The 17,318-nt window shown below is 53.8% G+C and carries 11 protein-coding genes; all 11 read left to right on the forward strand.

Features of this window, described 5'->3' with window-relative positions:
- Positions 1–33 precede the first annotated feature (33 nt).
- The 11 genes from PHO67_04120 to PHO67_04170 all read left to right on the forward strand — a co-directional run bounded on the left by PHO67_04120 (position 34) and on the right by PHO67_04170 (position 17,315).
- A complete protein-coding gene (locus tag PHO67_04120) occupies positions 34–2,463 on the forward strand; it encodes a hypothetical protein (protein ID MDD5546329.1) in 2,430 nt (809 codons plus the stop codon).
- Positions 2,464–3,543, forward strand: coding sequence for a hypothetical protein (locus PHO67_04125; protein ID MDD5546330.1), 1,080 nt, complete (start codon positions 2,464–2,466; stop codon positions 3,541–3,543). It abuts the gene before it with no gap.
- Positions 3,544–3,584: 41 nt separating this feature from the next.
- Positions 3,585–4,829: an extracellular solute-binding protein gene (locus PHO67_04130; GenBank protein MDD5546331.1), complete on the forward strand. Its 1,245-nt coding sequence runs from the start codon at positions 3,585–3,587 to the stop codon at positions 4,827–4,829.
- Positions 4,826–5,728 carry a sugar ABC transporter permease gene (locus PHO67_04135; GenBank protein ID MDD5546332.1) on the forward strand — a complete coding sequence of 301 codons (903 nt, stop codon included), beginning with the start codon at positions 4,826–4,828 and terminating at the stop codon, positions 5,726–5,728. The genes PHO67_04130 and PHO67_04135 overlap by 4 nt, the downstream gene beginning before the upstream one ends.
- Positions 5,718–6,614, forward strand: coding sequence for a carbohydrate ABC transporter permease (locus PHO67_04140; GenBank protein MDD5546333.1), 897 nt, complete (start codon positions 5,718–5,720; stop codon positions 6,612–6,614). Before PHO67_04135 ends, PHO67_04140 begins: the two co-directional genes overlap by 11 nt.
- A 3-nt stretch (positions 6,615–6,617) precedes the next feature.
- Positions 6,618–8,744 (forward strand): DUF5060 domain-containing protein, encoded by a 2,127-nt coding sequence (locus PHO67_04145; GenBank protein ID MDD5546334.1) that lies wholly within the window; start codon positions 6,618–6,620, stop codon positions 8,742–8,744.
- 68 nt (positions 8,745–8,812) lie between these two features.
- A complete protein-coding gene (locus tag PHO67_04150) occupies positions 8,813–9,838 on the forward strand; it encodes a LacI family DNA-binding transcriptional regulator (protein ID MDD5546335.1) in 1,026 nt (341 codons plus the stop codon).
- On the forward strand, positions 9,832–14,409 hold the full coding sequence (locus PHO67_04155; protein ID MDD5546336.1) for a glycoside hydrolase family 2 TIM barrel-domain containing protein: 4,578 nt from the start codon (positions 9,832–9,834) through the stop codon (positions 14,407–14,409). The genes PHO67_04150 and PHO67_04155 overlap by 7 nt, the downstream gene beginning before the upstream one ends.
- Positions 14,410–14,458: 49 nt before the next feature.
- Positions 14,459–15,364 (forward strand): glucodextranase DOMON-like domain-containing protein, encoded by a 906-nt coding sequence (locus PHO67_04160; GenBank protein MDD5546337.1) that lies wholly within the window; start codon positions 14,459–14,461, stop codon positions 15,362–15,364.
- A 33-nt stretch (positions 15,365–15,397) separates the two neighbouring features.
- Positions 15,398–16,414: a glucodextranase DOMON-like domain-containing protein gene (locus tag PHO67_04165; protein ID MDD5546338.1), complete on the forward strand. Its 1,017-nt coding sequence runs from the start codon at positions 15,398–15,400 to the stop codon at positions 16,412–16,414.
- Positions 16,350–17,315: a glucodextranase DOMON-like domain-containing protein gene (locus tag PHO67_04170; GenBank protein MDD5546339.1), complete on the forward strand. Its 966-nt coding sequence runs from the start codon at positions 16,350–16,352 to the stop codon at positions 17,313–17,315. Before PHO67_04165 ends, PHO67_04170 begins: the two co-directional genes overlap by 65 nt.
- Positions 17,316–17,318: the final 3 nt, after the last annotated feature.

Consider the following 17,318-nt stretch of genomic DNA (forward strand, 5'->3'; position numbering starts at 1 on the left):
ATCGAAGAAATAATAAAAGGGGGTATTAAAGCTATGAGGAAAGTTCAAAAGGACTTGCTCCCTCACCCGAAAATAGCTTTAAGCACCCCCTTTTTTATCTCCGGGAGGAACAATAAGGGCGTTGCCCTTATCCTCACGGTAGGGGTCTTGGCCCTTATCCTGCTCGTCGGCACTTCCTTTGCCATCAACATGATAGCGGACCTCAAGTCGGCGAAGAACTTCAAAAATGCCGCGGAAGCGAAATATCTCGCCGAGGCCGGGATAAACAGGGCGATCTCCGAACTCCTCTACGGCGCCGAAGGATTTGTAAGCGACGCGGTTGACTCGACCGACGAGGAGTGGGCAGGAAGCCCCGCTTATGTGACGCCGGCCGGCAACGGCGGTTATAGGGTGGATAAGATATATGATTGCGCGGGCCAGATATGCATAAACGACGCCAATCCTAACCTAAGCGTTATACTGGAGAACCTGGTCGCTTCCCTTGGCGCGCCCCTGTCTGCCGGAGACGGCGCGGCGATAGTCACTAATCGTCCCGCTGCCGGTTATACCACAAAGGAAACAATAGTAGAGGCCCTTCCCGGCGCGGCGCTTGCCGATAAAAAGACAAAATATAATAAGATAAAGGATCATATAGCCTTACAGGCATTTATAGATTACGATGTAATAAGCCCCGTGTCGCCTTATCCCGCGGCGCCCAGGGCTCCGGTTAACGTTAATACCGCCTCAAGGGAGGTATTGATCGCGGTCCTGACGGGGATAAGCGACGGCACGAATACTATGACTTCCGCGAAGGCCGCTTCTCTCACAGACCATCTTATAAATAACCGCCCTTACGGGACCTACGACCAGTTGTGGGGCATGCTCTTGTCCGCAGAGACGCTCGGTTATATCGCCGCCGGCGACGCCGCGGTCGTCATGGCGAACGCTAACCCGAACACGGACCTGATGCGCGCGAACCCGAATTGTTCATGGCGGTATAAGCATGTATCGAGGTATGATCCCGCCAATCCCGGCATTCAGGCCTATTACGACGCGAATGGCGTCCCGCTCGCGGTAGATAAGACCGCGCTCTCAGTTTATACGACGGAATTCTGCTTCAACTCCGGCGGATATTATGAGATCAACGCGACCGGGTTCATAAATGACGCGGCAGGGAACCGGGTGGCATCTAAAAACCTGCAGGCGGTCGTAAAACTTTTCGATATCTGGAAGCAGACCACCCAGGCCCAGTTCGCGCAGGGCACGATAAGTAATGCCGAGCTCTATCCGGAGTACGACCAGGCCTCTTCCGGCGTATCTCCCGCCGCCTATGACGGGCAGATAATGCTCACGACAAGGAAAGAAGCGGCCCCTTCCGGAACGCCGCATTTCAAGATCGATTACGCGGATAAGGCCAATCACCTGAACGCCGACAACGCAGGCGGCAGCGCCGCGAGGCAGACGAGCGGCATCGCAAGCCCTATCCCGAGAGAGGCCGGTATATTTGCTAATCCTGCGGGCAATCTCATGCCTGACGGGGTGTTTTATCCCCGGGAAGGGCAGACTATAGATTGGTTCTATCCCGAAAATAATATAGAGGCGAGCAGGGGATCTATAGAGGTATGGTTTAAGCCGAATTTCTATGAGAGATGGGTGACGTTTCCTACCTATGATTCGGGTAAGATATTTGAAGCGCAGACCAGATCTTTTTGGGATGCCGACGGCAATGAATGGAAATGGTCCAATTCTTCCATTGATATGTACATGGCCAGGGGTTCCGGCGAAACCTCATGTAAAATCGTCGTCAGGGTCCACGGAAAAGACGGCCTGGAGCATAATTTTACTTATTGGCTTTGGGGCGTCAGCAGTTTCTGGGGGGCGGGGACGTGGCATCACCTGGCTTTTGTGTGGGATTTTAATGCCGCGGAACAGCATATGTATATAGACGGGATCAGCCAGTATGATAATTCACTGGCCATCCAGCCGTATGGGTTTACCGGATTTCAGGGCCTGCAGTTCGGCTGCGATACGAACGGGAACGAGCCTCCGAATGGCACTATGGATGAGATACGCATATTTCCGACGATGTTAAATGCATCCGACATCGGCAACGATTGCGCTGCCGGAAGATACTATGATGTCGGGGACGCCTCTTTTACCTCTTCCTCTGATACGGTGGGCGCCGCGAGGTTAGGGACGATATCCTGGACCGAGCATGTAGCGGATGTTGTCGGAAATCCCATCATCCCGGGCGCGGACATAACTTTTGACGTCTTTGACGGCGCGAATTGGCTAGGCAACAGCTCGTCCAGGTCTAATCCGGCGGGCAATCCCCTCAATGTCGTTACCGGCGGCACGGGCGATATCAAGTATAGCGCTTATTTCCTGGAATCCGGGGACGGCCTCCTTGATACCCCTGTCCTGGATGATGTGACGATAACTTACCAAAAACGCGCGAAGATACTGTATTGGAGAAATATATAAATGAAAAAGGCAATATACTTCATATCTCTTATATTTGCTCTGTCATTGGCGTGCCGGGCCTCATTCGCGGACACGGTTACGCTCAATAACGGCCGCTCGCTCGAAGGAGAGATACTCGAAGAGAACGGCGAGACCATGACTTTAAGGACGAAAATAGGAAAGGTAATTTTTAAACGCGCCGATGTCGCCTCGGAGGAACGCATGGAGCTGCCCGAGGGATTCTTCGGCGCGAGGGCGGAAGAGAAGCGCCGGGTCACGGTAAATCCGGTGCCGCTAAAGGCCGAGGGTTACGGCGCGGCGAATTCCGGGAAATTTAATTTGAACGTTTCGGCCGAGATGAAAAGTTCTTACAACGGCGACGCTATCCTCGTTAAGTATAAGACAAACCTTCCGCAGAAGACCGTCCTCTTCCTGCAGGTCAGGACGCTCAACCAGGTTATCGTCACGCGCAAGCATGCGGTGGAAGGGCAGTCATTTGCGATAAGGTTCGGCCCGTTCAAGGAGAAGAGATTCTCGCCGGGCATATATGTAATCGAGGTCTCCTGTATAACCTCAAGGCAGGAGAGTGAAGAGATAAAGAAGAAGCTCGAAGGCGTTGGCGATATCGTCGCGACCGCGGAGATCCGGGTGGGGTCTCCGGACGAGGCAGAGGGGGCTACGGGCAAGCGCAGAAAGGAGTTGGTGGCTGAACTTAAGGAGTTGGACAGCCTTTACAATAAACTGAGCCTGGAATATGGATCCCAAAAGAAGAAATTCAACAAAGAGAGATGGGAATCGTTTACTAACGACTTCGAGGGCGCAATAGAGAAGATAAAGGATGCGGACCTGGCGTACCGGAAGGTCGCGATAGTCATGGACTACCCGGCGCAGGAGAACGCCAAGATATCTATCGCGGATATTTTAAGGAAACTCCGGATCCGTTATGCGGAAGAGCTGTACAAGGCGAATAATCTAGAGTTCAAGGTCCCCCCGTCGGATGACAGCAGGGGAGCAGAGGCGCTCGACGTCAATACGAAAAGCCTTCTTGCCTCTGCCCGTAGTTTTATCGAGAAATCGGAAAAAGAGACGAAGCAAAAGTAACTATCTCTTGACTTTTTATAACAATAGAGAATAATAAGGCTATGCGCGGAATAAAACGCGGAAGTGCCATAGGGTGTCTTTTTTTATTTTTTGCGGCCCTCATTTTATCCTGCCTTTCCGGCTGCGCAAAGAAGTCTTCCGAAAAAGAGATACTCATGTGGCTTGTAGGTTCCGAGAAGCAGGCCCAGAAGATAACCGAGCTCGGGCGGGATTTTTATAAAGAGACCGGCGTCAAGGTGAGATGCGAGGCGATCTCGTGGGGAGAGGCGCATTCGAAATACCTGACCTCGGTAGTAGGGGAAGTCACCCCCGACATCGGGACGATGGGGCTTACCTGGGGGACCGAATTCGGCAACCTGGGCGCGATGGTCGACCTCCAGAAGGCTTTTCCTGCGGACCTCAAGGATATAGAGGACAACATCTTTCCCGGCCTCGCGGAGTCGATAAGGTACAAGGACAGCGTCTATGCCGTACCATTCGATATAAGCGAATATATAATGTATTACAGGACCGATATGATCGGAAAGCCGCCCCGGGACTGGAAAGAACTGGCCTCGCTTTTGGCAGAGCTTAACCGCAACGGCAAATCGATGATAATCGACTGGGGCGGGCTCGGTTGGATAGGGTACAGCCCTTTCTTATGGCAGGCAGGCGGGGATTTTTATAATAAAGAGAATACGGTTGCCACCCTCGATACCGCAGCCGCGGAAACAGGGATGGAATTTTTCACCGGACTTTATAAAAGATACGGCGTGCCGAAGGAGGAGAAACCCGTAGAGCAAGGATTCAAGATGGGCGACTACCCGATATTCATCTCCGGGAACTGGAAGATGAAGACCCTTGCCGACGTTGCCCCGGAGATAAACGGTAAATGGGGCATATCGCAGCTGCCGGCCGGGCCGACGGGAAAAAGGACAGGGTTCATCGGCGGCAGGGTGATGGGGGTATTTTCCCAATCCAAGCTGAAGAATGAATCGTGGGGATTCATAAAGTATCTTTCCCGTCCGGACATCCAGCTGAAATTATACGAGGCGACCCTCGAGTCGCACGATACCTATCTTCCCCCGAACATAAAGACGTGGGATATCCTCCCGATGGATGCGGCGTTCAAGGAACCGCTTAAGGCGCAGGCGATGGACTCGAAAGGCCCTCCGTCCCTGTTGGGTTGGGATGACAGCACGAGGTTCATAGATACGGCCATACAGCTTATCGTCCTGAAGGGCAAGGACGTGAAGGCCTCTTTAGCCGGCGCGAATGACGAATTGAACAGGAGGCTCAGGAAGTGAAGCCGTTCGCAAAGGAATTGAACAGGCAGAAATGGTCTTACATCTTCATCGGCCCGTCCTTTATCATCTTCACCGTATTTCTCATCATACCGGTCTTCGCGTCGCTTTACTGGAGTTTCACCCAGTATAATATCCTCCAGCCGCCCAAATTCGTCGGGTTCCAGAATTACATAAACATACTGTTCCATGACCCGCGTTTCTGGAAAGCGATGGTAAATACCGCGATATACGTGGCAGGCACGGTCCCGACGAGCATAGTGATCTCGCTTGCCCTCGCCGTCGCCATCGACCAGAATATCCGTTTCAAGAACTGGTTCAAGACCTTTTTCTTCATCCCCAGCATAACCTCGATAATAGCGATATCGGTAATCTGGAAATGGCTTTACGCCAGCGGCAAATACGGCCTCTTTAACCACGCCCTTTCTTCGATCGGGATACAGCCGGTGAACTGGCTCGGGATCGATTGGACGCTCCCCTCGATAATAATCATGAGCGTCTGGGGCGGGCTCGGGTATAACATGATACTCTTCATCGCCGGGCTTCAGGGCATCCCCCATGTTTTCTATGAGGCGGCCGAGGTCGACGGGGCGAGCGAATGGGACAAGTTCCGCAACATCACGCTGCCGCTGTTGGCGCCGACGATGCTCTTCGTCACCATAATGTCGATCATAAGCGCATTCCAGGTCTTCGACGCTGTATATATAATGACCTACAGTTCCGAGGGAGCGGTGGGCGGCGCGCTTGACTGCGCGCTGACGATAGTCGCGTACCTCTACGACACCGGGTTCCAAAGGTTCGCGATGGGTTACGCCTCGGCGCTGGCGTACCTTATATTCCTGGTGCTTTTTATCGTAACGATCGTCAACATGCGGCTGGTGGAGAAAAAGATTGAGTACTGACATGGGTATGAACGGGATAAAAGAGCTGGAGAGAAGGGGCACGGTCAGGGTAACCAGCAAGAAGCAGCAGCAGAAGACCGCCAATCTCCTCATCTATATTTTCCTGATAGCCGGTTCGTTCATAATGATCGTGCCGTTCGTCTGGATGATAGTCACGTCGTTCAAGCCGCTCGACGAGATAAATACCTATCCGCCGAGCTTCTTCATCCGCAAACCTACGATCGAGGCGTACCTCGAACTCTTCAGGATAATACCGATGGGCAGGTATTTCCTCAACAGCCTTTTTGCCACGACCGCTATAACGCTGGCCAATATATTCTTCTGTTCCCTGGCCGGCTACGCCTTCGCCAAGCACCGGTTCTTCGGCAGGGACAAGCTCTTCCTCCTGCTCGTCGGCTCGATGATGATACCGTGGCAGGTGAACCTTATACCGAGTTTCGTGATAGTGAAGAAATTCGGGTGGCTCAATTCGTTTTACGGGCTGATAATCCCGGCGATGGCGGGGGCGTTCGGCATATTCCTGATGAGGCAGTTCATAATGAACATCCCCGACGACCTCATAGACGCGGCGAAGATAGACGGCTGCACCGAGTTCACGATATACCGCAGGGTGATACTCCCCCTGATACAGCCGGCGCTCGCCTCGCTGGCGATATTCACTTTCATGGCGCAATGGAATAATTTCGTCTGGCCCCTCGTCATAATATATTCCTCGAAAATGAGGACGATACCCCTCGCTCTCTCCGTACTGAACGGGCAGTTCGGGACGAATTTCGCGATGGTCATGGCCGGCGCAGTGGTCGCTACGGCCCCGGTATTGATAGTCTTTATAGCCTTCCAGAAGTATTTCATAAAAGGCATAGCCCTTACCGGCCTTAAAGCGTGACATATGAAAAAAAGCTGTCTTGTCTTTCTAGCGTGCGCATTTTTCCTCGTTTCCGCCGAAACGTTCGCCTATAAGCCGGCCACGATAAATTCAATCGCCCCTTCTTCGGAAAAAGTCGGGAGATACGGCCTCTTCGAGCTCACGGTGGACCTAAGCGCCGAATATGAAAATCCTTTTGACCCTTTGCAGGTAGGCCTCTCCGGAATATTCAAGTCGCCGTCATCCAAAGAGATAAAAGTCCCCGGGTTCCTTTATTCATCGTCCGGGAAAAGGCCTGTTTGGAAGATACGCTTCTCCCCGGATGAAGAGGGGGACTGGACCTATTGTGCGACAGTTGCGGACAAACACTCCTCAGCCAGGTCTCCTGTTGCCGGATTCACATGCTTCCCCTCGACGGCTACGGGACCGGTCAGGGTAAGCAAGATCGATCCCTGTTATTTTGAGACCTCCGACGGCAAATTCTTCTTCCCTGTCGGCATGAACGTCGCGTGGCTCGGGGGGGATACGCTGTATAATTACGACGGCTATTATAAGAAGATAAGCGGCAACGGCGGGAACTGGTCGCGGCTGTGGCTGTGTTCCTGGGGCCTCGGGCTCGAATGGAAGAAGGATAAGTCATACGGCGGCCTCGGGAAATACAATCTCAGGAACGCGGACAGGATAGATAAGATACTGGGGATGGCCGAAAAATACGGCATACGCGTCCAGCTTACGATAAATATCCACGGCCAGTTTAGCACTTCATCCGATTCTGAGTGGGGCGCAAACCCCTATAACGCCAAGAACGGCGGGCCATGCAAGTCCCCGCCGGATTTTTTCACGAACGAGGACGCAGCAAGGCTCTTCAAGAACCAGCTCCGTTATATAATCGCCAGGTGGGGATACAGCCCGGCGATATTCTCGTGGGAGCTTTGGAACGAGATCGACCTGACCGACGGTTTCGACGAGGCCCGCGCCGGCGAATGGCACAAGGAGATGGCGGATTATATAAAGGGCGCGGACCCGCTCGGCCACATGATAACCACGAGTCTCTCAAAGCCGCTGGATTGCTTGCTCTGGCGCGCGCCATACATCAGCTATACGCAGATCCACCAGTACAGCGATGTTATGATAGACGAGATAGTCTTCCGCGCGAAAGAGTTCCGGGAGAGGTACGGAAAGCCGGTCCTTATCGCTGAAGTAGCCAGCACCGCGAAGGAAGGGACGGTAGAACGCAGGCAGGATCCCCAGGGGATAAGGTTCCATAACGCGCTCTGGTCTTCGGCCGCCTCGCCTGCAGCCGGAACCGCGATGTATTGGTGGTGGGACAGCTATATCAAGCCGCGAAATCTTTTCTACGAGCTTAGGGCGGTCTCCGGGTTTACCGCCGGCGATGACAGGCGCGGTAAAAAGTTCACGGATATCGATTACAGGATAATTTACCCCAAGGATACCTATAATACGCTCACTTTCACGCCTTATCTCGACTGGCAGGCCTCGACCGCCTCGGAATTCATCGTGGGGAACGATGGGCGCATCTCGGATATCGACAAACTTTCTAGGTTTTTCCAGGGCTCGGCGCACACGGATATGAAGGTCACCCCGGTATTCGCCGTAGATTATCCCGGGGACGGCTCGTTTACCCTTAATATCGACATGGTATCCGAGGGCGGGGCCAAAGCTGCCATCTGGCTTGACGACCGGATGGTCCTCGAACATATCTATAAGCCGCTCCCGAGCTACAAACATCTCGATGACAGCTTCGAGGTCGGCGTGAGCAAGGGAAGACACCGCATAAAGATAACCAATGACGGGGCCGATTGGTTCAGGGTCAGGAACATCTGCCTGAGCGGCTATTCCAACCCGCTCCAGGTGGTAGGTATCAGGTCCGGCGATTCAGCGTATCTTTGGTTCAAGAACAGGGATGACACGGTCGATAACCGCAGGAAAGGCGTCAGGTATACTTGGATAGAGATACCCAGGGTCGTCATAACCGGCTTGAAAGACGGGGATTACGCAGTCGAATATTTCGATACCATCGCCGGCGGCGTGATCCGGAGCGAGAAAACCGGGTGCCGGAACGGCAGCCTCGAACTGGCCATACCTACCTTTACCACCGATCTGGGTTGCAAGGTCAAACTCTCCAGATAAGATGTTATCGGTCACATTGACAAAAGGCCGTTCGTGTGGTAACCTTTCTTTTAGAGGTATGCTAATCAATGAAACGTTTCGATAAATCCAGCATAACCATAAAAGACGTGGCAAAACGGGCGGGGGTCGCTCACTCAACCGTCTCTCTTGTTATGAACGACCGTGAACACGTGTCGCCGAAGCTGCGCGAACGTATCCTTAAGATCGCCAAAGAGATGGGCTATATGCCCAACCTGGTCGCGCGCAGCCTTATCAGCAAGAAATCGTCCACCGTAGGGGTGGTATTCCCCGAGAACCCGCATTTTTTCACCATAACGTACTTCCTTATGATAATAGAGGGCATACAGAACGCCTGTAAGAAATACGACAGGGCGCTTATGTTCTTCAGCCTCGACCAGACCAAGGGCGAGTCGTATTACCAGATATCCCGCAAATGGCTTATTGACCTCATGGTGATCCTGAACGTCGATTACACAAGGGATATCTCAAAAGACATCCGCGACCTCAAAGACAACGGCATAGCCTTTTCTTTAGTGACAAAATATAACGGCAAAGAAAAGGTCAACTCGGTCTGCGTCGATAATTTCGAGGGCGTGAGATTGGCCCTGGAATATCTGGCCTCGCAAGGCCACAAGCGCGTCGGGTTCATAAGCGGCAACCCGAACTCGGCAGACGGCCCAGAAAGGCTGCAGGCGTTCAAGACCCTATCCAAAAAGATGGGCTTTGACCAGGACGAGGAGCTTATCGTCTACGGCGATTTCACATTCGAGAGCGGCGAAAGGGAGGTCCCGAAGCTCCTGGGGCTCAAGAAACGCCCCACCGCGATATTCGCGGCTAGCGATTATATGGCCATCGGCGCGATGCGCGTCATGAAAGCGCAGGGCATCTCAATACCCAAAGACATGGCGCTGATGGGGTTCGATAATACGCTCGAGGTCGCCTACGTCGAACCCCCGCTGACGACGATAAGGCAGCCTCTCCAGGAGATGGGAGAGAAGGCGGTCGACCTCGCAGTCCGCTCCATGAACGACGAGAATTTTGAACCCCAGATGGCAGTGATAAAACCCGAACTCATTAAGAGGCAATCATGCTGAAAAAAACCTTCCCATATTTTGCGATTATAGTCTTCCTGGCGTGCGCGCTCGCGCCGGCGCAGGTGTATCCCGCCCAGGCCGCGGGACCCGGGGTCCAGCCTCCCACATTCGAGGTAAAAGAGATAGACGGCCTGTATCTCCCGTTCCAGAACGGGATACCTTTCCCGTCATGGGAGAGGCAGGACCGCCCTTACATAGAATTGGACGGCTCATGGAGGTCCGAACGGCAGGGCGTCGACCACAAGCTTACGCTTTATAAGAGGACGCCGGAGACCTTGAAACTCCTCGAAGAGGAGAGCACCGGCAGGTATAAAGCCGATTACGACGACAGCGCGTGGAAAGAGAAATCTGTCCCGGGCGTCGAAGACCCGGCCCCTGACAGGTATATGGACGGGGCATGGTACAGGAGGCATTTCACAGTCCCGGCCGACGCGTCCGGCAAGTACGTTAAACTCATGTTCGAGGCCGCGAATTATTTTACGGATGTGTGGATCAACGGCAAATGGATAGGCTGCCATGAAGGCGGCTATACGCCGTTCGCGTTCGATATAAGCCAATACCTTAACTTTGGGCAGGATAATGTCATAGCCGTCCGCGTCGATAATATCCCGTGGCTCCCCAACGGAGACGCCTCGTCCGAGGCGCTCAGTACCAACGACCATAACATAGTCCCTTACGTTACCGGCGACTGGTGGAATTACGGCGGGATAACAAGGAGCGTATATATAGAGATATCGCCGCCGGTCTCGGTCGTCCGCGCCGACATAAAACCGAAACTGGTCAACGAGAAAGATTCCGAACTGACGATAGATGTGACCGTTTATAACCGGAGCGATGCCGAATTTGATTCATCCCTTGCCCTCAAGATCGTCCAGGCCAACGTGAAGGACGATAACCTAGAGGAAGCGTCTGTAAAGAAAATAGCTACGGGCAGGACCGTCTCCATGGAAGGAGAGACCTCCAAACAGGTAACGTTGAAGGCGGGCGAGGCGAAGGCGTTCAGGTTCTCGCTGAAATCGGGCGCGCTCAAACCCTGGTCGCCGGAGTCGCCTAACCTTTACGTGTTACGGGTAGCTCTCGCCGACAGGAAGGCAAGATCAGGCGAGCTCTACACCCAGTTCGGCGTCAGGGAGGCAAGCGTAGATAAGGCCAACGCGAAACTGCTCCTGAACGGCAAAGAGATATTCCTCCGCGGTATCGCGCGCCACGAAGTCTTCTACGGCGAACCCGGCCCGCTGGTTTACGGCCCGGCCGCGGTTACGGCGGATTTCAAGTACATAAAAGACGCCAATGCGAATTTTGTAAGGACGGCCCATTATCCCAACCAGCAGCAGACCTACACTATCGCCGACAGGATGGGGCTTCTCGTATGGGAGGAGATACCCATGTTCTGGTTCACCGGGCCGGAGTTCCTCGTCCAGAAAAATGTCCGGGGCATCGGAAGGCAAATGTGGTTCGAGATGATATACCGCGATTATAACAGGCCGTCGGTCATAATCTGGGGCGCGTGCAACGAATGCAGCTGGCAGGGGGAGAGGGCCGTTTTTATCAAAGACCTGAGGGAGAACGCTTATAAGGTCGACGGGACCCGGCTTGTCGCGCAGTCGGCCTCGGGAAGCGATCCTACCGATGCCACCCAGAAGGAATGCGACATCATAGGGTTTACGACTTATTACGGTATATTCTACGGCAGCTCGTATTTTGCCGATACGAAGGAAGCTCTCAAGAAGACCCACCAGGCCTTTCCGGACAAGCCGGTCATATCCACGGAATACGGCGTCTGGGCCCGTTACGGGGACCTTGCCCAGGAAGCGTCGCAGGTCGAAGTGGCGAAAGATACTTTCAAGGCTTTCAGGGACTTCCCGTTCGTCGCCGGCGCGACATGGTGGACGATCGCGGATTGGCACACGATGATCAACGAGCCGGAGGTTATGGGCACGATGACGATCGACAGGAAATTCCAGAAGCCGGTATATTTCCAGCTGCAGCGGCAATATGCCTCGCTTTTAGGAGACCTGGCGGTCGAACTTAAAGAACCGAAGGAAGAAGCGGTCTTGCAGGGAAAGGCCGGTATATCGGCCGAGATAAAAGGGGAAGAAAAGCCCGAGGCAGTGGAACTGATAGTAGAAGGGAAACTCCTGGGCCGGCTATACCAGAAGAAAGACCTTTACCGGATGGAATTGGACACGTCAAAACTGCCGGAAGGCAAACATATGCTTATCGTCCGGGCGACCGGTGAAGTCCTTAGCGAAGCTAAGGGCAAGAAGGGTTATTATGTCTCCGATTTCGTCCGGGTCATCGTAGATAATATAGACGAACTTCCTGCGGTCACGGTAAATCTCAAAGATAACGACGCAGTTATAGGCAAAGTCTCGCTGAAGGCCGTCGCGGCCGACGACAGGGGCATCGCTTCGGTCACTTATTCCGTCGACGGGGAAGAGCCCAAGCAGATGGAAGGCATAGGCGAGGGAAATTACCAGGCGGTATGGGACGCCTCGCAGCTTCCCGACGGCTCTACCCATGATATTAAATTCATAGTGACGGACACGGGCAGCCAGACCTCCGAGGCAACGGCCAAAGTAACTATCGATAATAAGCCGGGCAAGTATGCGGAATTGCCGCTTGACCACGACTGGATCTCATGGAATACAAACCGCAACGACGGGACCGGCTATGACTTCCCGGCGGAGGAACTGCCCGACTCGAATTCCGAGTTCATATTCAACGGCGCGGAAAAGGTAAAGTTCAAATTCGGCGACAAGGCCGACGGCCAAAAGAACACCGTCGAATGCGGCAAGCAAAAGATAGCTTTCCCGCCCGGGTATTATACGAAAGTGCATATCCTCGCCGCCATGCATGACGGCGGCTCGAAACAGACGTTCGTCCTGAGCTATACCGATGGGACCTCGGCGAAGGTCGTGACCGGTTTTTCGGACTGGTGGGGAGGCAATCCCATCTACGGCGAAGAAGTAGCCGTAGTGACGACATACCATCATGAATCGGCCGGCGACAGGAAGCCCGGCGTGGCGCTTTATATGCAGACGCTCGAGCCGGACAAGAGCAAGATCCTCTCTTCGCTCACCCTGCCCGCGGACAAGAGATTGAATATATTTGCGATCACCCTTGAGGGGGAGGTCTCGAACATTCCCTTGCCCGAGCCCGCTATAATTGAGCCCGGGCCCAACTCATCGGTGGGCGGTGCCGTAAAGATTGCAGCGGAGGACAAGCAGGAAAATATAGCGAAGATCGATTATTCCGTGGACGGGGGAGAGTGGATGCCGATGTCGCCTTCGGCCGCAGGGACTTATACCGCCGAATGGGACACGTCAAAAGTGCCGGGAATAAATCATATGATAAGCGTAAAGGCGACTGATAAGATCGGGCAGATAAATATAAAAAGCATAGACGTGAGGGTTGTAAATAAGGTCACCATAGTATTCCCGTTCGACGGCGCCAGCATATATAAAATGGCTACTCTTATGGTCGAGCCGAGGGCCAACACGGAAGTCGACAAGCTGGAGTATTCCATCGATAACGGCCGGTTTATCGAGATGTCGCCGAATATGGGGCTCTACACGGCCGAGTGGAGGATAGACGAGGGGTATAAGCCCGGCTCAATCCATACGCTGATGGTCAGGGAGAATGAGAAATCCGGCGCGGTCACGATAGACACGGTCAAGATAACGGCCGATACCGTAAAGATAATGATAGCGGAACCGGTCAAGGGCCATACTATAAAGGTCGACAAGAACATAAGGGACTGGGTAGGTACTACGCCGGCCCAGGAGAATACGGCGACTATCAGCGGAGGCGAATATATCTGGGAAGACGCCAAGGGCGACGGTACCGGAAACGGGCATTACACTTATCCGACTAATAAAGCGCTGACTAAAGGCGCTGACCTTAGGGAATTCAGGGTCACGTGGGACAAAGAGAACTTGTACCTGATGATAAAATGCGACCGGCCCGGGGATTTCTGGACGCCTTACAGGATAATAGGCATAGACCAGGACGGCGCCAAGGGCGGCAAGGGCGGCACGCAGGTCCTTGCCCAGGGCGATGGGGACCAGGATACCGGGTGCTACGGGAACCTTAAGGTCTCGCCGGACCTGGCGTGCGAATACGTGATAGGGATATTCAATTCCTACAAGGGGAGGATCTGGGACGCGAAGGGGAAAACTATAGCCCGCAAGGAAGGAGATAGTAACGATACTCCGGGATTCATGGTCGACGACGCCAACTGGAACTCGGTCGAAGTCGCTATCCCTTTGAAACTCATCGGCGGAAGCCCTGCGGGCCATACGTGGAGGTTCGTTGTGGGGACCGGCCAGCAGGACAGCGGAATTTTCAGGAAAGTGGATAAGGATGTATCCGAGTGGCACGGGGGCGGGGGCGAGGTGAACGGCTCGAACCCGTATATTTACGATATGGCCAGCCCGGACAGGAAAACGCAGGAATATGAGTTGAACAGCTACAAGAAGGACGGGGACTCTTCGGACCCGTTGACGTTCGCGGTAATAAACAGATCTTATCTGGCGGTCACTTTCAGCGACGAGGCAAAGTCCCCGTAAGGGGAGAGCGAAATAGTAATTAAACCGGTATAAAAAGGAGGGCGGTAAAATGGGTAAAGTGGCGGTGTTGTTAGCGGTCGGATTGGTCTTTTCGTCTGTCTGTTTCGCCGAGGATGCGGTCACAGGGCATACTATCGCGGTCGATAAGAATATAAAGGACTGGACCGGCGTTGCTCCGGAGCAGGAGAACTCGGCAGCGGTGAGCAACGGAGAGTATATCTGGAAGGATGCCGCCGGCGACGATACGGGAAACGGGAAATACACTTATCCTTTGGATAAAGCGCTCAAGAAGGGCGCGGACCTGAAGGAGTTCAGGGTCACGTTCGACAAGGAGAACCTTTATATCCTGATCAAGACCGACAGGCCCGGAGACTGGTGGACCGGTTTCAAGGTGATAGGGATACACAAGGAAGGCGTAGCGGGCGGCACACAGGTCCTGGCCCAGGGTGATCCGGACGAATTAAATTTTGATTCGGGCACTTTCGCTAACCTGAAGGTCGCGCCGGAGTTAGCCTGCCAGTATGTGGTGGCGGTCTCATCGACTTACAAAGGCCGTATCTATGACGAGAAAGGCAAGATGATAGCGCGCAAAGAGGCGCAACCGGACGATACAGCCGGGTTCAAGGTTGACGATTTCAACTGGAATGCGGTAGAGATAGCAGTCCCGTTAAGCCTCATCGGCGGGAGCCCTGCGGGCCAGACATGGAAGTTCGTTGTGGCGGCCGGACAGCAGGATAACGATATTGCCCGTAAGGTATTGGTCGAACAGAGCCAGTATAACGGCGGCGGCGGAGCCGAAAACGGAGAAAACCCGAGCGCATATGACCTCGCAGGCGCCGATAAGGCTACACAGGAGAAAGATCTCGGCAGTTACGACTCTAATGCAGCGGAGGAGGACCCGAAAGGTTTCGCTACGATAGAAAAATCGTTCCTGACCGTTAATTTTGCGAAGTAAGCCCGTTCGTATTAAATTAGGAAAGGCCGGCATATGAAAAGGAAAGCAAACGTTCTTTTTTATATGTTCGTGGCTTTGGGAGTCATCTTTACCACTCAGCGGATGGCCGGAGCTTTTTCCGGCCATCCGGTCCTTGTCGGCGGCGCGACCAACGACTGGATCGGGACGACGCCGTCCGAACCCAACAGCTGGACGATAAGCGGAGGGGAATATATATGGAAGGACGGCGTGGGCGATGATACCGGTAACGGCAGTTATACCTATCCTCTCCAGAAGGCCCTGAAAGGGGGATGCGACCTAAGGGAGTTCAGGCTTAGCTACGACGACAAGAACCTCTACTTGCTGATAAAATGCGACCGGCCCGGGGATTTCTGGCCCCCTTTAAGGATAATAGGGATACATAAAGAAGGAACCGCGGGCGGCATGACCCTCCTGGCGCAGGGTGATGCGAATGAACCGGATTTTGATAAAGGAGTTTCCGCCAACCTGAAGGTCGCGCCGGAGCTGGCCTGCCAATATGTGATCGCTATATCATCCTCCGCATATAAGGGCCGGATATGGGATGCCGAAGGAAAACTTGTTGCCCGGAAAGAGGGCGAAAAGGACGATACTCCCGATTTTAAGGTGGAAGGAGTGAATTGGAATCATGTCGAAGCCGCGATACCTCTGGAGCTGATAGGCGGCAGTCCGGCGGGACAGGTATGGAAGATCGTCATCGCCATAGGCCAGCAGGATTTTGATGTCGCGCGCAAGATAGACGTGGACGCGAGCGAATGGAACGGCGGAGGCGGCGCGCCGAACAACTCCAATCCGTATGTCTATGACCTGGCCGGCGCCGATAAAGAGACGCAGGAGAAAGAATTGGGAAGCTATAACCCGAATGCGCCGTTCGGGGATCCCGACGGATTCGCCGTTATAACAAAATCATTCCTGAAAATTGATTTCAGGAATGAAGGTCCGGGTAAATTGTCAAGGAGGGGTGAAAATGGCACGGAAACCGGTTTTTTATCTGGTGTTTGCGTCTTTTTTCCTGCTCTGCTCTCCCGCTGAGGCGACAGACAGGTACGGGCCTTTTTCCGGCCATTCGATAAAAGTGGACGGTTCGCTTGCCGACTGGGTAGGCATCGCCCCGTCCAGTCCTAATACCGGCGCGATAAGCGGCGGAGAGTTCATATGGAGGGACGCCTCCGGAGACGATACCGGGAACGGTAATTATACATATCCAATGAACGCCGCTTTCGCGAGGGCCGCTGACTTAGAAGAGTTCAGGGTCACGTGGGACAACAAAAACGTTTATTTTTTGATCAAGACGGCCATGCCGGGCGAATGGTGGGCTCCTTACCGCGTCATAGCCATAGATACGGATGGCGCTGGCGGAGGAGGGAAAGGAATGCGGGTTATACAGCAGGGCTATATTAATGCCGAGGCCGCGGATTCCGGCACGTTTGGGGAATTAAAGGTTTCCGATGCGCTTGCGGCGAATTACGTAATAGCCATAGCCGGCACATACAAGGGGCGCATCTGGGACGAGAAGGGTAACCTTGTCGCAAAGGCCGCCGGTGAAAGCACGGATACCCGCGGTTTCAAGATAAAGGATTCCAACGCTTGCGCTATTGAGATCCAGGTGCCGCAAAAGATAATCGGGAATCCTGCCGGGAAGATATGGAGATTTATCGTGGCCTGCGGCCTCGAAGACAAAGAGCATGCCAGGGAGGTCTATAAGGTTGCTGAGGAATGGCATGGCGGCGGAGGGGAATCCACGACAGCCGAAGACGGTGTAGACCCGGATTTTTATGACCTGGCCGGCCTCGGCCGGAACACGCAGGAGACGGAGCTTTCGAGTTACGGTTCCAACAAGCCGGCAGGGGACACCTCGGGTTTCGCGGAGATAAAAAGGTCTTATTTACAGGTAAAGTTCGCGCCGTATCCGAACGCGAAGAGCCTGAAATAACCG

It is taken from the genome of Candidatus Omnitrophota bacterium (assembly GCA_028716565.1).
Lineage (GTDB): Bacteria > Omnitrophota > Gorgyraeia > Pluralincolimonadales > Pluralincolimonadaceae > Pluralincolimonas.